An 18237-nucleotide genomic window follows, 5' to 3' on the forward strand; every position below is an offset into this window, starting at 1 on the left:
AGAGTATGTTGGGAGTAGCTCTGCTATTCCTAAAAATAAAAAAGAGAAAAGAGAAATTTTTAAAATGGCAGTTAAAATCCGTTTAACTCGTATGGGTTCTAAGAAAAAACCTTTCTACCGTATCAACGTAGCAGACTCACGTTCACCTCGTGACGGACGTTTTATTGAAACAGTTGGAACATACAATCCACTTGTTGCTGAAAACCAAGTAACTTTAAAAGAAGATCGTATTCTTGACTGGTTGTCAAAAGGTGCTCAACCTTCTGATACTGTTCGTAACATTCTTTCAAAAGCTGGCGTAATGAAGAAATTCCACGATTCTAAATACTCTAAATAATAGAAGTGCAGGTTGACTATGGACACGATTGAAAATCTTATTATTGCGATAGTGAAACCTTTGATTTCACAACCAGATGCTTTAACTATCAAGATTGAAGATACACCAGAATTTTTGGAATATCATTTAGATCTTGACCCTAGTGATGTTGGACGTGTAATCGGTCGTAAAGGTCGCACGATCTCTGCGATAAGAACGATTGTTTATTCTGTCCCAACCGAAGATAAAAAAGTCAGAATTGTTATTGATGAAAAATAAAAATGGAGCCATTCAGGCTCTATTTTTTTAAAATCTATATAGAAAGCATGTTTGAATTTTATATTAAAAATCCCAATTCTTCTAATGCTTTTTCGACATAGTCTAAATCTTGTTGCGAATCAGCTTCTACTAGATGATAATGGACACCGTCTGTCAATTCAGATAAACCGCGGAAATTGGTCTCGTGAATTTGTTGAATGAAATGCTGAACATCTCTGCGACAAGTTAATTTCAGATAGGTTTGAATTTCCCCATAAACGGGATGCTCTACCATAATATTTTGAACTCGTCCACCGTTATCTACAATTGCCAGTAATTCCACTTCAATATCTTCAATCGTATGCTTAACTTTAAAAAGCTGGTGATAATATTTAGCAGTATCATTCGTTTTGTAAATATAGCCTCGATTTGTACTAATAATAGGGGCGCCATCTGCTCGTAAAACGGCAATGTCTTGTACAATGATTTGTCGAGTAACATGGAATTTCTCTGCTAAAATTTGTCCATTTAAGGGAGTTTCCGCAGTTTTTAAAAGCTGTAATAAATCTGTTCTTCTTTGTTTTATCATAAATTCATTGTAGAATAAATCTGTTAAATATTCAAGATTTAGCGGATTTTTTGTAGAGCTTTATAGATAAATTGTGCAATGATAAAATCAACGATACTATGAATAATAGTTCCAACTCCTACGAGGATGAAAAGCAGATAAAACATATTTGCTGGAAAAGAAGTTGAGGCGTAAAAGATGAGGCAAGCAAGGACTTCAGCAATTGCATGAATAAAGGCAAGGACAATATTAAGAATCCAAGTCTGGATTGGTTTATCTAAAGCTTTAGGATATTTTTTTAGATAAAGAGCGCCTACCAAGCCGAAGAATATGTGCGACAGGGCGCGAAGAACGATAACAATGGGATAACCAGCTACTAAAAAACCAAAAGTAGATCCTAGAATAACGATCAAAGCCATTAACGGCGAGATAAACATGGCTAAAAAGATGGGAACATGGCTTGCCAAAGTGTAGGATGCAGGTGGAATAATAATTTTTGCAGGCATAACCATCGGAATAACAATAGCTAGTGCAGTCAAGAGAGCTGTAAGAGTTATAAATTGATTTTTTGTTTTAGGTTTCATAATTTTCTCCTTTTTACTGTATATACACAAGTATAGTATACTGTTTTTTCAGATAATGTCAAGAGAAAATTTTGATAGAATAGGACAGAATTCCTAAACAATCTGTGTCATTTCTGTTAGAATGTCAGTAAGAGGAGAATATTATGATAGATGTAAAGAAACAACCAGAGTATATTTCCATTGATTCTTCCTTACGTTTGCGAAAGTATGATGGACAAGCTCATCTCGCTTTTTTTTGGTATCAAGACCCTGAGGTGATTCATTTGATAGATGGTAGTCGAGAGCCTTACACGCTTCAACGAATCAAGAAAATGTATGACTATCTTACTCAGCGTGGAGAAGTGTATTTTATTGAAGTTTTGACAAATGCAGGTTGGCAGCCGATTGGTGATGTGAGTTTTTGGCAAGAGGACATGCCGATTGTTATTGGCAATTCAGCTTATCGTGGTCAGGGAATCGGGAGGACAGTTGTTCAGGCATTGGTTGAACGCGGACGCAAGTTGGGTTATAAGCGCTTGTATGTTCAAGAAATCTATGATGACAATGAAGCTTCTAAGAAGATGTTTGAGTTAGTAGGGTTTTATCCTTTGGAAAAGACTGAAAATGGGCATCGCTATGCTTTGGATTTGACGCTTTCTTTGTCAGCTATTCAATCAAGTCAATTTTATCTTTCTAAAAAGAAATTAGAGCAAGTACAGGCATGGTTTGATACAAAGGACATAAACGCTTTAAAGCCTTTACCAATTAAGCGATTGAAAGATAAAATCTTTTTCACTGATGGCCACAGCAGAGCATTTATAGCCTATCAAGCTGGTTTTGAAGAGATTCCAGTTTATGCAGAAGAGGACAATTTGAATTGGGATTTCTATTACTATTGCCTTAAAACTTGTGAAGAAAAAGGAATTTTTACGATAAAAGATTTAGAAAATCGTATCTTGTCTGAGTCGGATCATAGGAAAAAATGGTTGGATTGGTGCCAGCGAGTCGCGAAAGATTTTGAAGAATAAATAGTGATTATGTTATAATAAACAAGAAAACACTTTCACATAGAAGAGGTCAAAAATGATTTATGAATTTTGTGCAGAAAATGTGACTAATTTGGAAAAAGCCATGCAGGCTGGTGCTCGACGAATTGAACTTTGCGATAATCTAGCAGTTGGCGGAACAACGCCTAGTTACGGTGTCATAAAAGCGGCTGTTGAGCTAGCAAAACCTTACAATGTGACCGTTATGACGATGATTCGTCCACGCGGGGGAGACTTTGTATACAATGACTTGGAAATGGAAATCATGCTAGAAGACATTCAAATGGCGCGCAGCGCTGGGACACACGGACTTGTTTTTGGTGTTTTGACAACTGCTAATAAAATTGATTATCCAAAAATGGAAAAATTATTAAAAGCCTCGCAAGGGCTGGAAGTCGTCTTTCACATGGCTTTTGACGCTACTCCAAGAGAACATCAATTTAGTGAAATGGACTGGCTAATGGAACATAGCGTGAAACGGATTCTAACTCACGGTGGACTGGCAGAAGAGCCGATTCAAGAGCATTTTTCTTGGTTATATGAATTGATAAATCATGCAGCTGGTCGGATTGATATTTTACCAGGAGGCGGTATTACGGTTGATAATCGTGATGAAATTGTTGCAAAGCTCGGCGTCAATCAACTTCATGGTACCAAAATTGTATTTTAGAAAGTGAAGATCATGTTAGACTTATTTGAGAAATATCAAGCAAATCCAGAAAAATTACAGGTATTTGGTTTTGAAAAAAGAGGAGAAGAGTTTGTTTATTCTCAGGAAATAATGAATGGTGATTTTCTGTTACAGCTAAAACTTCAGGGTGAGAAGCTGGACTATCAAGTGTTTGACCAAGAGACTGGTGATGAATACGTGCAAGTCAAAATGAGGACTATGACAGGTGAATTTGTCGGTCAAGTCCGTGAAGCTTGTCAGGAGATTTTTTTGATGATTCGAGCTAATTGTTTTGAGGAAGTTGGCTTTCTTTATGAACAGAGCAGCCGCTTGCAGGATTATGTAGCGAAGACCTATGGCGGACGACTGGAATATCTCTGGGAGAATTCTTCAAAAAATGGCAATCTTCATGCTGGTGTTTTTCGACATCAGGATACTAAAAAATGGTATGGTATTTTTATGACGATAGACTGGTCGAAGTTTGAAAATGGCAAAACTGGTCAAATAGAAGTGCTGAATGTCAAAAACAATCAAGTGTCTGATTTACTTAAAAAAACAGGGATTTACCCAGCATTTCACATGAACAAAAAATATTGGCTGAGCCTGCCCTTGGATGATACTTTATCAGATACAGAACTTTTTTCCCTTTTGGATAAGAGCTTTGAATTGACCCAAAAGAAATGAGGAACACAGTTAGGTTGCGCTAGCTGCGTTTTATTTTTACAGATAATGCAACAAAATAGTGTATAATGGTAATCAGTAATAGCAGAGGAGAGAGCATGAATCTTATTAGAAAATTGGGCTGGTTTTTCAAACTGGAGAAAAAACGTTATATTATCGGAATTCTAGCCTTGTCTTTGGTTAGTGTTTTTAATTTAATTCCTCCTAGAGTAATCGGCGTGGTGATTGACCGCATTGCTAGCCGAAATCTAACGTCAGACCAGTTGCTTTTAAATCTTTTACTTTTGGTTGCTTCAGCCTTTATTATGTATGGTCTGCGTTATCTTTGGCGTCTATATATTTTTGGTACAGCAAATCATTTGGGACGACTTTTGCGTTCTCAGCTTTTTGAGCACTTTACCCAAATGGCACCGTCTTTTTACCAAAAATATCGAACGGGAGATTTGATGGCGCATGCAACGAATGACATTAACGCAGTTGTAAGTGTGGCAGGTGGGGGTGTCATGTCGGCGGTAGACGCCTCTATTACAGCACTGGTAACGCTGTTGACTATGTTTTTTGTTTTAGACTGGCGCTTGACTTTGATTGCTATTTTGCCATTGCCATTTCTTTCTTGGGGAACCAGTTTAATTGGACGAAAAAATCATGAGAGCTTTAAAGCAGCTCAGGAGGCTTTTTCTGACTTGAATAACAAGGTACAGGAAAGCGTTTCAGGGGTTAAAGTAACGAAATCTTTTGGCTATCAAAAAGCAGAAAGTCACTCTTTTGCTAGGACAAATCAGGATGTCTATGAGAAGAATATTCTCGCTGCTAAATACAATTCTCTCTTCGACCCTATGGTTCTGATTTTCATTGGCTTATCTTATGCGTTAACTTTGATTTTTGGAGGAATCTTCATCTCTAGAGGGCAATTTACAGTTGGGGAGTTAGTGACGTTTATTACTTATCTAGATATGCTGGTATGGCCTTTGCAGGCGATGGGTTATCTCTTTAATATTAGCCAGAGAGGAATGGTTTCTTATGAGCGGATTGAGCGACTGTTGACAGAAAAGTCGGATGTCAAAGAGACCAACAATCCCGTTTCCCCTATACAAAATGGTCGTTTGCTTTATGATATTCAGCGTTTTTCTTACGAGAAAGCAACCACTTTATCCAATATTCATTTTGCATTAGAAAAAGGGCAGACGCTAGGAATTGTTGGACAAACAGGTTCTGGCAAAACAACACTATTACGCCTGCTCATGCGAGAACAGGATATTCAAGAAGGTGCTATTTATCTGAATGATCATGATATTCGAGATTATAGCTTAAATGATTTGCGGAGCTTGATTGGTTACGTGCCACAAGAGCAGATTCTTTTTGCGATGTCAATTGCGGACAATATTCGTTTTGCAAATCCAGACTTGTCAGATGACGAAGTGATTCAAGCTAGTAAACTTTGTGGCCTTTATGAGGATATTATTGCCATGCCGGAAGGCTTTCATACGATTGTTGGTGAACGTGGAGTGTCACTTTCAGGAGGCCAAAAGCAACGTTTAGCGATGAGTCGTGCACTCGTTCTGAAACCAGATATTTTAATCTTAGATGATTCTTTGTCTGCTGTTGATGCTAAAACAGAGCATTTGATTTTAGAAAACCTTAAGGGAGAAAGAGATGGTAAAACAACTATTATTACTGCTCACCGACTGTCAGCAGTTGTTCATGCAGATTTGATCTTAGTTATGGAAAATGGGCGCATTAAAGAGCGAGGCACACACCAAGAATTGCTGGCTCAAAACGGTTGGTATGCGCGCACTTATCATAATCAGCAATTGGCAGAAAGTCTGAAGGAGGAGTGATTATGAAAAAACAAGCAACTTTTCATCGCCTTCTGACTTATATGTGGCGTTATAAATGGGTGAGCATTTTGGCACTTACTTTTATCTTTGCAACAACTTTGGTAACGACAGCTTTGCCACTTTTGGCTCGGTATTTCATTGACCATTTTATCAGTCGTCATCAGATTATGGCGGGATTTTATATTCTGATTCTCTATTATGCTCTCTTTCTGTTGAGGGTGCTATTTACTTTCTTAGGACAGTATTCTTTTGCCCGTGTGGCATATAGCATTGTTCGCGATCTGCGTCAGGAGAGTTTTGAAAATATTGAGCGGTTACGTATGGCTTATTTTGATCAAACGGCTGCAGGAGCGATTGTCTCCCGTTTGACGAATGATACACAAGCGGTAGCAGATATGTTTAGTAGCATCTTCTCAAGCTTTATAAGTTCCATTTTTATTCTTGTTGTAACAGTAGTGACGATGTGCACCTTGAATTGGCGCTTGACAGGACTTATTGTACTCTTTTTACCAGTCATGCTGGGCTCCATTTTACTTTATCAACGCTTATCTAATCGTCTCCTCAAACTCGTCCGAAGCAAACTGAGCGATTTGAATGTCAAACTTTCTGAAAGTATTGAGGGGATGCGAATTATTCAGGCGTTTGGTCAGGAAAAACGCCTGATAAATGAATTTGAAACGATTAACGGCGAGCATTTGGAGTATACAGTTCGCTATCTCAATATCAATAGCCTTTTTCTGCGTCCAGCTATGTCTTTGCTGAAAATTTTAGCTTATGCAGTTATTTTAGCTTACTTTGGCTTTACTTGGCAGGTTGCAGGAGTGACAGCAGGGGTTATGTATGCTTTTATACAATATGTCAATCAACTTTTTAATCCTCTGATTGATTTGATGCAGAATTACTCTGTTTTACAGACATCTATGGTGGCTGCAGACCGTGTTTTTGCAATCATAGACCGCAGAGACTATGAGCCCAATCAAGCTAATCTTCCATTGGAAATTACAGCTGGGAATATTGAATTTCGTCATGTTTCCTTTTCATACGACGGCAAGCGTGATGTTCTGAAAGATATTTCATTTTCAGTCAAGCAGGGGGAAACAATCGCCTTTGTCGGTGCGACTGGCTCAGGCAAGTCTTCGATCATCAATCTCTTTCTGCGTTTTTATGAATTTGAAAGAGGAGAAATTTTAATTGATAATCAAAACATTAAGGATTACAGTCAAGCTGAATTACGCCGCAATATTGGTTTAGTTCTTCAAGATCCTTTCCTCTATCACGGTACCATTGCTTCTAATATCCAAATGTATCAGGAAAATATGAGTCGAGAAGATATTGTAGAAGCTGCTAAGTTTGTGGATGCTCACGACTTTATCACTCAGCTTCCTGCAGGTTATGACAGTCCAGTAACTGAGCGAGGTGCGACTTTTTCAAGTGGACAAAGGCAATTGCTAGCTTTTGCTCGAACAATCGCTACCAAGCCCAAAATCTTGATTTTGGACGAGGCAACCGCTAATATCGACTCAGAGACCGAAGAACTTATCCAAACTTCGCTAAAAAAAATGCGCCAAGGACGAACAACGATTGCCATTGCTCACCGTCTGTCTACCATTCAGGACGCTAACTGCATTTATGTCATGGAACAAGGCCGTATCATTGAATCTGGCACACACGAAGAGCTTCTAGCGCTTAAGGGGACTTATTATAAAATGTATCAATTGCAGGCTGGAATGATGAAAGAAGAGTGATATGTTAAAGAAGGAGGCTGGGCAAAAAGTGTCCCAGCTTCTATCAGATTTAGTAATAAACGAATAACGCAGTAGGTGATTGGACTCTTCATTCGCTTTTCAAGCTCAGAAGAGCGCTTTTGGCGAAAACTTCGTTTTCTTCATCTGCAACCTTAAACAGCTTGATAACTGTTTAAGCACCCTTGCGGGGGTGGGACTACGAACTAAAAATTTTCGATTTTTAGTTCTGTCCCACTCCCTTATAAATATTCATTTAAATGTTGTAAGACTTTTTCTAGATCCTCGTATTTAATTTTTGCGTATTGATAAGGGCAATCCTGTATATAACTCGCTTCAAAAAAATCCAGTGGCAGATTGCTATGTTTGAGGGAACTGATAGATTTAAGTCCACGTAGATCTAGTAAGATACCATCTCTATTGAGAAAGTAGGAAAGTTTGAGCTGATTTTGGCTTAAAAGTTTTCTAGCTCTCGTCAATTCTTTTTCTTGTTGATTGAGAAGAGAAAGACGATTTTTTTCAAACATGAGATTGTCAATATAAAGGGATAGAGCTTTCTGCATGATGAGATTGCTGTCGTAGTCTACTGCTTTTTTGTAGGTTATAAAAGTGGGCTGAATAGCTGGAGGAAATAGCAGAGCTGTTATCCGAAGGGCAGGGAAGAGGCTAGTAGAAAAAGATTTGATATAGATGACATGCTGGCTGTCGTCCAAGTAATGAAAGGTTAGTTCGCGTTTGCTGTCAAAGTCAGCCAAATAATCATCTTCTATGATATAAACATCATAAAGCCGAGCAAGACGAATGATTTCTTCCTTCTCCTTTCGACTGTAAGAATGCCCCAAGGGATAATGAAAGCGTGGGATAGTATAGAAGAATTTGATACGACCAGATTGAAAAATCCTCTCCAATTCTCCTAAATCAATTCCTTCTGGAGTTCGCTCAATTGTTTGATAAGGAAGTTTTTGGGCAGTTAGCAAATCATTTATCCGATGATAGGTAGGCTGTTCAACTAGAATTTCATATTTTTCATTTGGAAAGGCAATTTGCGAAAGAATATAAAGAGCTTGCTGGGTACCAGATGTCAGAACGAGTCTATCAGCAGAGGTGTAGATAGCTGAATCTAGAAGCAGCTGCTGGACAGATTGTCGCAAATCCTCTAGCCCCTCTTGTTGCGAGTAGTAGTTAAAAAGATAATTCTCACGTCCAATCAGCGTTTCATTGAGACAAAGTCGAAAGTCTTCATAAATTTGGTAGTGGTCATCTCTGACGGTTAGCTCCATGTCCTGCTGATCCTCCAGACTATTTTCCAACACATAGTAGCCACTTTTAGGAACCGCATAGATATACTTTTGATATTTCAATTCCATTAGCGCCTTTTGAGCTGTATCCTTGCTACAGCGATAGTATTCTGCCAGCTGACGGACAGAAGGAATCTTTTGTCCCTTGGACAATTTCCCGCTTTTAATATCTTGGCTAATCTGATCTACAATACATTGATACTTAGGTTTTATCATCTTAACTGTCCCCATACAGAAGAAATTTTCTTTATTGTAGCGTATTTTGAAATCTTTTACAATCAGGAAATGATAGTTTGGATTGTGTAGGATTCCCCCATAGATTTCTCCCTACCAATAATTAATGTAAAAGAAATTTAATGAAATAGTTATCTGAGTAATACATTAGCGGAATTGTAATTTAGGCTGAAATGGTTTATAATGAAAGGTAGCAAGTATATTAGGAGGCCGTCTAATGGAGAGAAAAATTAAAAAATCGGTAGTTGCGACCGGTTTAGCTGCAACCACTATTATTTCAGGCAGTTTATCACATCAAGTAAATGCCGAAGAAGTAAAAACACAATCTACTGAGCCAAAGACATCTGAAAAAATCACCAAACCAGTTACAGAAACAGATGTTCAATCAGCAAAGCTGCAAGCCGATGCTGCAAAGGTTCAAACAGATGCTCAGCAAAAAGTTGTAGAGCAAGTCAAAGGAGATGTAAATACTTCAAAGGACGCGGTGGCAGATAGCGAAAAAGCTGTTGCAAATGCTGAGGCAGAAAAGAAAGAAGCAACTCCAGAAGTTATTGAAACCGCAAAAGAAGAAGTGGCGACATCAGAGAAGACGGTTACAACAGAGGAAAATAAAGTTCAAGCAGCAGAACAGTCTGAAACAAAGGCAAAAGAAGCTGTTAAAAATCAAGAAAATGTTGTTGCAGGGCAACAATCACTTGTTGACGTTGCACAACGCGAATTAGACACAGCTAAAGCTCCAGTTGCCAATGAAGAACAAGATCTTAACCGCGCAAAGGAAGAAGAAAAACAAGCTGAAAAGAATTTGGCAGAAAAGCAAAAAGATCTTGCTAAAGTGAAAGAAGAAATCGCTAATCTTCCTAAAGAAATCAATTCAGCGACTGAGCAAGTCAAGCAAAGTGAGCAAAAAGTTGCAGAAAATCAAGCGGCTATTGATCAAAAAGCCGCTGAAGTAGCCCGTGCTGAACAGTCAGCTACCAATAGAAGAAATGTTGATTTAAACAAGGCAACCTATGGTGAATTTTTGCAACATGCTAAAACAAATGGAGCCAACCAAGCGATTCGTAATGCAGCTGCTGAAGCTCTAGCGACTTATGAAAGAGCTAAACATGAAGACGGTATTACAGTTGGTTCTGATTCAACAAGTCCAGCAACTTTGGAAAATAATTTAAAAGCGATTGAATTGGTTAGGGCAATCAATGCTTACCGTAGACAAGCTGGATTAAAAGAACTGTTGATTGATCCTTACAAAAATCCAGCCAGCCAAGTCCAAACTCTTTATTTTAGAAGAGCAAATTGGCATATGGGCAAATATTTTGGCAATGAAAACGTGGCCATTAATAGCTCTGTAAGAGGAGCGGTTGACTACTGGTATAAAGAAAAAGCCTTATATATGGCTGAGGCAGCTAAGTATGGGCTAACAACAAATGAGCGAGACATTGATTCCAATAAAATTTATACTACTCTTTACAAGCGAGGTCAGCTTGATTTCTTCTACAAAGTTGGTCACTATCTTCAAATGATGGATAAAAACTTTAATTCGATTTCAGCAGCATATTGTAGTGATCCAAATCCATATAATAATTTATATGAAGTTGGTTTCCACACAGTATCTAATGAACGCTTCAATAACGGTACTCTTCTTAGCGCAGATGCTTATGAGCAAGCAATCCGTAATTTTGCTGGTACTGCAAAAGCCGCAAATGCACAAGCAACAGCAGCCAAGAATCAATTAGGTGTGTTGCGAGCTCAAAGAACGGGTTATGTATCTACTTTAAATATCCAAAAGGCAAAATTAGCAGACCTTCAAAAATTAGCTGCGAATCGTTCGGCTGCTCTTGCTACTGCGAATGCTGGAGTGATTACAGCCGAAGCGGCTTTGACAAAAGCGAAACAAAATGTTGTGACAAAAGAAGCAGCTTTGAAGCGTGCAACTGCAGCTATTGCATCCAAGTTGGCGCCAAAACAAGCAGCATTAGCAAAAGAACAAGGATTACTAGAAACCGCTAAAAATAAGTTAGCAGAACTAAAGAAAGCCTTAATTACAGCAGAATTGAATGTTGCTAAAGCAAAAGATGCTTTGCAAGCTAGTCAAACCAAGCTAAAAGAAGCACAAGATAACTTGGAAAAATTACAAAATGCACCACAAGTACTTGAAGCAGCTCAAAAGGCTCTTCAAGCTGCACAAGCTGACTATGCCTCTAAGGTTAAAACGTTAAAAGATGAAGAAGCAAAACTAGAGATTTCTCGTTCAATTTATACCAAGTTACAAGAAAACTATGAGCAATTGAAAAGTCAACTTCCTCCGAAGGCTCAAAAAGAAACAGGTAGAAAAGTACAAAACTTACACTTATCCAGAACTTACCAACCAAAACCATTGTTAGTTAGACAACAAAATACTAGTCAAAAAGTTCTGCCTGCTACAGGTACTAAAGCAGATCAGGTTGCTGCATTAGGATTGCTACTTGGTTTAGGAACTCTAACTAGTGCTCGCCGTCGTAAAAGAAATAACGAAGATTAAATAATTGAAGATTTTAGAAAAAGTCTAATCTTTCGCCCCAAAGACAAACAACTCTGTTTTTGAGTGTTTGTCTTTTTTTTAATCAATACAATCAAAAGCAAGCATTGAAAACCGTAGCTTTTGTCTACCAACTCTCCCATAGTATCCATCATTTTGAGAATTGGTGGAAAAATAGTATAATGTTTTTACTGTACTAAGTACACAAAACTAACAAGTTTAAAGGAGTTTCCTATGCAAGTTATCAAACGTAATGGAGAAGTTACTGATTTTAATCCAGATAAAATTTATCAAGCTATTTTGAAAGCAGCACAAACGGTTTATGTCTTGACAGACGATTTACGTCAAAATTTAGCGCTTGTGACTAAAAAAGTAGTGTTAGATCTGGAGGAAGCTGGTGTTGAACGAGCTACTATCAGTATGATCCAATCTATGGTAGAAAATCGCCTGCTAGGTGCTGGTTATATCACTATTGCCGAACATTATATTTCCTACCGCTTGCAACGTGATTTAGACCGGAACGGTTATGGCGATCATATCGCAGTCCATTTGCATTTTGAACAAATTCGATAATAAATTTACAGCCTAGATTACAGAATGAAGTAGTTGGCAGATTTTTTTGAAAAATTTGCTAAAATTCAACTCTCTTTTAAGTTAATAATATTGCTTGTTCTACAAAAGTTTACACATTCCCTTGATTTCTGGGACTTGACAAGTGTATTTTAATATGATAAAATTTAAAAGATTTTAAGCTTGAAGGGAGTGAAAAAAATGTCAAAAACAGTAGTACGTAAAAATGAATCCCTTGACGATGCTCTTCGTCGTTTTAAACGTGCGGTTACTAAAGCTGGTACTCTTCAAGAAACACGCAAACGTGAATTCTATGAAAAACCTTCTGTAAAACGGAAACGTAAATCAGAAGCAGCTCGTAAACGTAAAAAATTCTAATTGAGCAAAATGACAGACTTCGGTCTGTTTTTTGTTTCTATTTAGATAAAATCGAACTCGTATTCAATAAAAACCAATAGCTTTAGCAGTTTTACCGTATGGACATTATCTGTCATCTCAAAACTCCACCGCAAGTTTAATAGAAGTAGCAGCTGGAGGGGCAGGTTAAGGCAAACAGAATATCAAGAAACCGCGAGAGTAAACAAAAACACTGAGTTTCATCAGTGAATTTTTTCATAATTATTTGCTTTCGAGCAATGCTTTGATTTCTTGAAGAACTTCTAATTCAGTTGGTCCTGCAGCTTCTTCAGCAGTGTCTTCTTCTTTTTTAGTAAGACTTTGCGCTTTTTCAACAGACTTGACGATGAAGAAGAGAACTGTTCCGATGACGAGGAAATTGATAACAGCACTTAAGAAACTGCCGTATGCAATTCCATTCCATTTTAAACTAGCAATTTGTTCTACACCAGCAGCTTTTAAAGCTGGATTGAGAAAGAGTGGAGTAATAACATCTCCAATAAGCGAAGTCACAATAGCTCCAAAAGCATTGGCAATGATAACACCGACTGCCAAATCAATTACATTGCCGCGAAGCAAAAACTCTTTAAGGTCCTTTAACATTTTCTTTTTCCTTTCAAAATACTAAACTATATTATATCTAAAAAAAGGGGAAAGTCAATAAAATGTCTAAAAAATATAGTGAATATTTTACTTTTTGGTAAATTTATTATAAAATGTAAGTTGTTATTCTATGATAAATTGGGGGTGTTGTCTATTGATTGATAAAGAAATCATTTCTGATATTAAAAATAGCGTCAATATCGTCGAAATCATAGGAGAAGTCGTTGCTCTAACAAAGGCCGGAAGGAATTATCTGGGGCTTTGTCCTTTTCATGGGGAAAAAACTCCATCATTCAATGTAGTAGAAGAAAAACAATTTTATCACTGTTTTGGCTGTGGAAAGTCAGGTGATGTCTTTAAATTTATTGAAGATTATCGTGGTGTTTCTTTTATGGACGCTGTACAAATTGTTGCAGATCGTGCAGGGATTCCATTAGAAATAGAGCATAGTAGAAAAGAGCAGTCAACACATACACATCCTCATCAAGCACTTTATGACATTCATGCGGAAGCTGCAAGGTTTTACCATGCAGTATTGATGACAACAAAGATAGGAGAAGAAGCACGTTCTTATCTTTATGAACGTGGCTTAACAGATGAGGTTATCAAGCATTTTCAAATTGGTTTAGCGCCCAATGAAAATAATTATCTTTATAAAAGTGTTAGTGGGAAATTTGACGAGCAAGTCATTATGAATTCTGGTTTGTTCAACTTAGCTGATAACAATTTGGTTTATGACGCTTTTCAAAATCGGATTATGTTTCCATTGACAAATGATACTGGGCAAGTCATTGCTTTTTCAGGTCGTATTTGGCAAGCAAGCGATATAGAGCAGAAAGTTGCTAAGTATAAGAATAGCCGAGGTACACCGATTTTCAATAAAAGTTATGAGTTGTATCATCTGGACAAAGCCAAACCGACTATTAAGAAAAGTCACGAAATTTACTTAATGGAAGGCTTTATGGATGTTATAGCCGCTTATCGTGCTGGAATTGAAAATGCTGTAGCGTCTATGGGAACAGCATTGACGCATGAGCATGTGGAGCATCTTCGTAAGTTCGCAAAGAAAATTATTTTAACGTACGATGGTGACAAAGCAGGACAAGCAGCGACAGCAAAAGCTCTGAATGAATTGCATAATTTATCAGTTGAAATTGTCAGGATTCCTGATAATATGGATCCGGATGAATTTATCAAAAAAAATTCTGCTGATGAGTTACAAAATTTACTGACTAAAACACGAATTAGTGATATAGAGTTTCTTTTGAACTATCTGAAGCCAGATAATATCGAAAACTTGCAAGCTCAAATTGAATTTGTTGAACAAATGTCTCCGCTGATTGCACAGGTTCAATCAATCACTGCACAAAATTCCTATATTTATATGTTAGCTGAATTGTTACCTGATTTTGACTACCAGCAGGTAGAGCAAGCTGTTAATAATCATCGTTTAGTAAATAGAAGAGAGCAACAACAGCAATCGCATCAACAGGTGTCAAGACTTGACATTCCGGTAACACAGCAAGTATCACGGCTAATTAAGGCAGAGAGTCATCTTCTGCAGCGGATGATTGATAATCCTGTAATTTTAAATGATTATCGTTTGAGGAAAGATTTTCATTTCGCAACAGTAGAATTGCAGACTTTGTACGATATTTTAAAAACAAATGGCGAGGTAACGCCACAAGATTTGTCTGAGCAAAATGATTCGGTACAGCAAGCTTGGTATCGGGTCTTAGAAGAAAATCTACCAGAGGAAGTTTCTGAGCAGGAACTGATTGAAGTGGAGCAAACGCGAGATAAGGAATTGCTTCGCAAAGAAAATCAATTGATTGGTAAAAAAGTCCGTGAAGCATCTCATAGTGGGGATGCAGATACGGCATTAGAAGAGCTAGAGCGATTTATTGCTCAAAAAAGGAGAATGGAGTAAGAATGGCTACAAAACAAAAAGAAGTAACAACTTTTGATGTTCAAGTTGCAGAATTTATTCGCAACCATAAAAAAACTGGTACAGCAACCGATGATGAGATCAATGATCAATTAGTTATTCCATTTACTTTAAATGCTGATGGTATTGAGGATCTTCTTCAACGAATTCAGGACGCAGGGATTGCTATTACGGATAAAGAGGGCAACCCAAGTGAACGGGTTTTAAATACAGAGGAAGAAGAAGCTGAATTAACAGATGAGGAGTTGCTTGGTAGCAATTCTGCTAAAGTGAACGACCCTGTCCGTATGTATTTAAAGGAAATTGGTGTTGTTCCGTTATTGACCAATGAAGAAGAGCAAGAATTAGCTGTTCTTGTGGAGCAAGGCGACTTAGAAGCGAAACAACGTTTGGCAGAAGCTAATTTGCGGTTGGTTGTCTCTATTGCTAAGCGCTATGTTGGACGCGGCATGCAGTTTCTTGACTTGATTCAAGAAGGCAATATGGGATTGATGAAAGCCGTTGACAAGTTTGACTATACCAAAGGTTTCAAATTTTCGACCTATGCCACTTGGTGGATTCGTCAAGCGATTACTCGTGCGATTGCTGACCAAGCGCGTACGATTCGGATTCCGGTTCACATGGTTGAGACAATCAATAAATTAGTGCGGGAGCAACGAAATCTTTTGCAAGAATTGGGACAAGATCCAACGCCAGAGCAAATTGCGGAGCGCATGGATATGACACCGGATAAAGTCCGTGAAATTTTGAAGATTGCGCAAGAACCGGTCTCTCTTGAAACTCCAATTGGAGAAGAAGATGATAGTCATCTTGGCGATTTCATTGAGGATGAAGTGATTGAAAATCCAGTTGATTACACAACACGTATTGTCCTACGTGAGCAATTAGACGAGGTTCTTGATACATTAACAGACCGTGAAGAAAATGTACTACGTTTGCGTTTCGGTCTAGATGATGGTAAAATGCGTACGCTGGAAGATGTTGGAAAAGTCTTTAACGTGACTCGTGAACGGATTCGACAAATTGAGGCCAAAGCCCTACGCAAATTGCGTCATCCAAGTCGCAGCAAGCCACTTCGCGATTTTATTGAGGACTAGTAAATAAAAGGAGGCACCATGGCATACACAAACGAACAAATTGATGATATTAAAAATCGTATCTTGGAAAGTTTGGAACAAGTTATTGACCCTGAATTAGGAATTGATATTGTAAATCTTGGTTTGATTTATGAAATTCGGTTCAATGGTGAAAATGGTGAGACGCAGATTGATATGACCTTAACAACAATGGGCTGTCCACTGGCTGACTTATTAACTGATCAGATTCATGATGCGATGTCAGATGTACCTGAAGTGAGCAAAGTAGAAGTGAGGCTGGTGTGGTATCCAGCATGGACTGTGGATAAAATGAGTCGCTACGCACGCATCGCCCTAGGGATTAAATAAGAATATGGCAGCATGACTTGATTATGCTGCTTTTGTTTTGCTCAAACATTCAGAATATGTGCAATATTTTAACTTTATACTTTATATCACTTGAAGTATTGTAAGAATCTGTTATAATGGTTGAACATACTGAATTTTAGAAAAGGGAGAGAAGATGATTAAAAAAGGAGCACTGACAGGATTACTATTGTTTGGAATATTTTTCGGCGCAGGAAATTTAATTTTTCCGCCAACTTTAGGAGCTTTGTCTGGCGAACACTTCTGGTCAGCGATTGCAGGATTTGTGCTTTCAGGAGTTGGAATTGCTATTTTAACATTGATTATCGGTACTTTAAATCCCAAAGGCTATGTTTACGAAATTTCTAAAAAGATTTCTCCTTGGTTTGCGACCAGTTACTTGGTGGTTCTGTATCTAGCGATTGGTCCATTTTTTGCCATTCCTCGGACGGCAACGACTTCTTATGAAGTTGGGATTGCACCATTGCTTTCGAGTAATATGACTGGATTAGGACTTATTATTTTTACAATCTTGTATTTTGTGGCTGCTTACTTGATTTCATTAAATCCTTCCAAAATTTTGGATCGGATTGGTCGGATTTTGACTCCTGTGTTTGCCATTTTGATTGTCATTCTAGTCATTTTAGGGGCGATAAAATATGGAGCAGCTGCACCGCAAGATGCTAGCACGGAATACGCAAAAGCAGCTTTTGGGACTGGCTTTCTTGAAGGATATAATACGCTTGATGCACTTGCCTCTGTTGCTTTTAGCGTTATCGCTGTGCAAACATTGAACCAACTCGGCTTTGCTAATAAAAAAGAATATATCTCAACGATTTGGATTGTTGGAATTGTTGTTGCATTGGGATTTAGTGCGCTTTATATTGGATTAGGATTTCTTGGAAATCATTTCCCAATTCCGACTGATGTAATGGCGTCTGATGCCAATAAAGGAGTTTATGTCTTATCTCAAGCTACACAAGCTATTTTTGGTCCGACAGCACAGATTTTCCTTGCAGCCATGGTAACAGTGACCTGCTTCACAACTACGGTTGGTTTGATTGTTTCAACATCAGAATTTTTCAATAAAACCTTTCCTAAAATCAGCTATAAAACTTTTGCAACAGTCTTTACCTTGATTGGATTTGCAATTGCAAATCTTGGTTTGGGAGCGATTATTCAGTATTCAGTTCCTGTCTTGCAAATTTTGTACCCGATTACCATTGCGATTGTAATGATTGTGATTGTCAATAAGTTTGTTGCCTTATCTAAGATTGGAATGCAGCTAACAGTCGCAGTTGTAACAATTATTGCCTTTGCGAATATTATTGGCTCGCAATTTAAATTGACTAGTGTGAGTAATTTAATCAATGCTTTGCCATTTGCGCAAGCTTCAATCCCTTGGCTGGTACCGACGATTGTTGGGATTGTGTTGTCTTTGTTTTTGCCAAATAAACAAAAAAGTGACACATTTGAAATGGAATGATAAAAAAGAAGCTGAGACAAAAGTGCTCAGCTTCTATTAGATTTAGTAATAAACGAATAACGC

Annotated in this window: 18 protein-coding genes; 14 read left to right on the plus strand and 4 right to left on the minus strand. The window is 37.9% G+C overall.

Annotated features, from left to right (window positions below):
* The first annotated feature begins 64 nt into the window (after positions 1-64).
* Positions 65-337: a 30S ribosomal protein S16 gene (gene rpsP / locus EL079_RS02720; protein WP_003024685.1), complete on the plus strand. Its 273-nt coding sequence runs from the start codon at positions 65-67 to the stop codon at positions 335-337.
* An 18-nt stretch (positions 338-355) separates the two neighbouring features.
* Complete coding sequence (kphA, locus tag EL079_RS02725; RefSeq protein WP_003001620.1) at positions 356-595, plus strand: RNA-binding protein KphA; 240 nt, start codon at positions 356-358, stop codon at positions 593-595.
* Between the two features lie 58 nt (positions 596-653).
* Here kphA and EL079_RS02730 read toward each other — a convergent pair whose 3' ends face one another.
* Together EL079_RS02730 and EL079_RS02735 are read right to left on the minus strand one after the other, a co-directional pair.
* Complete coding sequence (locus EL079_RS02730; protein ID WP_003033213.1) at positions 654-1163, minus strand: transcription repressor NadR; 510 nt, start codon at positions 1161-1163, stop codon at positions 654-656.
* Positions 1164-1201: 38 nt separating this feature from the next.
* A complete protein-coding gene (locus EL079_RS02735; protein WP_003033204.1) occupies positions 1202-1726 on the minus strand; it encodes an ECF transporter S component in 525 nt (174 codons plus the stop codon).
* Between the two features lie 143 nt (positions 1727-1869).
* Between EL079_RS02735 and EL079_RS02740 the strand changes: the two genes are divergently transcribed.
* The 5 genes from EL079_RS02740 to EL079_RS02760 all read left to right on the plus strand — a co-directional run bounded on the left by EL079_RS02740 (position 1870) and on the right by EL079_RS02760 (position 7685).
* Positions 1870-2733: a GNAT family N-acetyltransferase gene (locus EL079_RS02740; RefSeq protein WP_018543493.1), complete on the plus strand. Its 864-nt coding sequence runs from the start codon at positions 1870-1872 to the stop codon at positions 2731-2733.
* 55 nt (positions 2734-2788) lie between these two features.
* Complete coding sequence (locus EL079_RS02745; RefSeq protein WP_003024673.1) at positions 2789-3421, plus strand: copper homeostasis protein CutC; 633 nt, start codon at positions 2789-2791, stop codon at positions 3419-3421.
* A gap of 12 nt (positions 3422-3433) precedes the next feature.
* Positions 3434-4105, plus strand: a complete 672-nt coding sequence (locus tag EL079_RS02750; protein ID WP_003033209.1) for an MmcQ/YjbR family DNA-binding protein — start codon at positions 3434-3436, stop codon at positions 4103-4105.
* Between the two features lie 95 nt (positions 4106-4200).
* A complete protein-coding gene (locus EL079_RS02755) occupies positions 4201-5940 on the plus strand; it encodes an ABC transporter ATP-binding protein (protein WP_018543492.1) in 1740 nt (579 codons plus the stop codon).
* A gap of 2 nt (positions 5941-5942) precedes the next feature.
* Complete coding sequence (locus EL079_RS02760; RefSeq protein WP_003032790.1) at positions 5943-7685, plus strand: ABC transporter ATP-binding protein; 1743 nt, start codon at positions 5943-5945, stop codon at positions 7683-7685.
* A gap of 239 nt (positions 7686-7924) precedes the next feature.
* Here EL079_RS02760 and EL079_RS02765 read toward each other — a convergent pair whose 3' ends face one another.
* Positions 7925-9211 (minus strand): aminotransferase-like domain-containing protein, encoded by a 1287-nt coding sequence (locus EL079_RS02765; RefSeq protein WP_003032791.1) that lies wholly within the window; start codon positions 9209-9211, stop codon positions 7925-7927.
* 220 nt (positions 9212-9431) lie between these two features.
* Between EL079_RS02765 and EL079_RS02770 the strand changes: the two genes are divergently transcribed.
* The 3 genes from EL079_RS02770 to rpsU all read left to right on the plus strand — a co-directional run bounded on the left by EL079_RS02770 (position 9432) and on the right by rpsU (position 12677).
* Complete coding sequence (locus EL079_RS02770; RefSeq protein WP_003032788.1) at positions 9432-11732, plus strand: CAP domain-containing protein; 2301 nt, start codon at positions 9432-9434, stop codon at positions 11730-11732.
* A gap of 231 nt (positions 11733-11963) precedes the next feature.
* A complete protein-coding gene (locus EL079_RS02775) occupies positions 11964-12302 on the plus strand; it encodes an ATP cone domain-containing protein (RefSeq protein WP_003024641.1) in 339 nt (112 codons plus the stop codon).
* Positions 12303-12500: 198 nt separating this feature from the next.
* Positions 12501-12677: a 30S ribosomal protein S21 gene (gene rpsU / locus EL079_RS02780; protein WP_000048054.1), complete on the plus strand. Its 177-nt coding sequence runs from the start codon at positions 12501-12503 to the stop codon at positions 12675-12677.
* 240 nt (positions 12678-12917) lie between these two features.
* Here rpsU and mscL read toward each other — a convergent pair whose 3' ends face one another.
* Positions 12918-13298 (minus strand): large conductance mechanosensitive channel protein MscL, encoded by a 381-nt coding sequence (gene mscL / locus EL079_RS02785; protein ID WP_003031453.1) that lies wholly within the window; start codon positions 13296-13298, stop codon positions 12918-12920.
* Positions 13299-13452: 154 nt separating this feature from the next.
* On the opposite strand from mscL, the gene dnaG reads away from it, so the two are divergent.
* From dnaG to brnQ, 4 genes are all read left to right on the plus strand, one after another.
* The gene (gene dnaG, locus EL079_RS02790) at positions 13453-15228 is read left to right on the plus strand and encodes a DNA primase (RefSeq protein WP_003031452.1); all 1776 of its coding nucleotides are present in this window, start codon (positions 13453-13455) and stop codon (positions 15226-15228) included.
* 2 nt (positions 15229-15230) lie between these two features.
* Positions 15231-16343 (plus strand): RNA polymerase sigma factor RpoD, encoded by a 1113-nt coding sequence (rpoD, locus tag EL079_RS02795; RefSeq protein WP_003031450.1) that lies wholly within the window; start codon positions 15231-15233, stop codon positions 16341-16343.
* A gap of 18 nt (positions 16344-16361) precedes the next feature.
* Positions 16362-16691 (plus strand): metal-sulfur cluster assembly factor, encoded by a 330-nt coding sequence (locus tag EL079_RS02800; RefSeq protein WP_003024629.1) that lies wholly within the window; start codon positions 16362-16364, stop codon positions 16689-16691.
* Between the two features lie 154 nt (positions 16692-16845).
* Complete coding sequence (gene brnQ, locus EL079_RS02805) at positions 16846-18174, plus strand: branched-chain amino acid transport system II carrier protein (RefSeq protein WP_018543490.1); 1329 nt, start codon at positions 16846-16848, stop codon at positions 18172-18174.
* Positions 18175-18237 lie beyond the last annotated feature (63 nt).

It is taken from the genome of Streptococcus anginosus (assembly GCF_900636475.1).
In the GTDB taxonomy this organism is placed as follows: domain Bacteria; phylum Bacillota; class Bacilli; order Lactobacillales; family Streptococcaceae; genus Streptococcus; species Streptococcus anginosus.

Excerpts from the sequence above, each read along its gene's own strand:
- rpsP (WP_003024685.1), top strand. The coding sequence starts at position 65 with ATGGCAGTTAAAATCCGTTTAACTCGTATGGGTTCTAAGAAAAAACCT.
- kphA (WP_003001620.1), top strand. The coding sequence starts at position 356 with ATGGACACGATTGAAAATCTTATTATTGCGATAGTGAAACCTTTGATT.
- EL079_RS02730 (WP_003033213.1), bottom strand. The coding sequence starts at position 1,163 with ATGATAAAACAAAGAAGAACAGATTTATTACAGCTTTTAAAAACTGCG.
- EL079_RS02735 (WP_003033204.1), bottom strand. The coding sequence starts at position 1,726 with ATGAAACCTAAAACAAAAAATCAATTTATAACTCTTACAGCTCTCTTG.
- EL079_RS02740 (WP_018543493.1), top strand. The coding sequence starts at position 1,870 with ATGATAGATGTAAAGAAACAACCAGAGTATATTTCCATTGATTCTTCC.
- EL079_RS02745 (WP_003024673.1), top strand. The coding sequence starts at position 2,789 with ATGATTTATGAATTTTGTGCAGAAAATGTGACTAATTTGGAAAAAGCC.
- EL079_RS02750 (WP_003033209.1), top strand. The coding sequence starts at position 3,434 with ATGTTAGACTTATTTGAGAAATATCAAGCAAATCCAGAAAAATTACAG.
- EL079_RS02755 (WP_018543492.1), top strand. The coding sequence starts at position 4,201 with ATGAATCTTATTAGAAAATTGGGCTGGTTTTTCAAACTGGAGAAAAAA.
- EL079_RS02760 (WP_003032790.1), top strand. The coding sequence starts at position 5,943 with ATGAAAAAACAAGCAACTTTTCATCGCCTTCTGACTTATATGTGGCGT.
- EL079_RS02765 (WP_003032791.1), bottom strand. The coding sequence starts at position 9,211 with ATGGGGACAGTTAAGATGATAAAACCTAAGTATCAATGTATTGTAGAT.
- EL079_RS02770 (WP_003032788.1), top strand. The coding sequence starts at position 9,432 with ATGGAGAGAAAAATTAAAAAATCGGTAGTTGCGACCGGTTTAGCTGCA.
- EL079_RS02775 (WP_003024641.1), top strand. The coding sequence starts at position 11,964 with ATGCAAGTTATCAAACGTAATGGAGAAGTTACTGATTTTAATCCAGAT.
- rpsU (WP_000048054.1), top strand. The coding sequence starts at position 12,501 with ATGTCAAAAACAGTAGTACGTAAAAATGAATCCCTTGACGATGCTCTT.
- mscL (WP_003031453.1), bottom strand. The coding sequence starts at position 13,298 with ATGTTAAAGGACCTTAAAGAGTTTTTGCTTCGCGGCAATGTAATTGAT.
- rpoD (WP_003031450.1), top strand. The coding sequence starts at position 15,231 with ATGGCTACAAAACAAAAAGAAGTAACAACTTTTGATGTTCAAGTTGCA.
- EL079_RS02800 (WP_003024629.1), top strand. The coding sequence starts at position 16,362 with ATGGCATACACAAACGAACAAATTGATGATATTAAAAATCGTATCTTG.
- brnQ (WP_018543490.1), top strand. The coding sequence starts at position 16,846 with ATGATTAAAAAAGGAGCACTGACAGGATTACTATTGTTTGGAATATTT.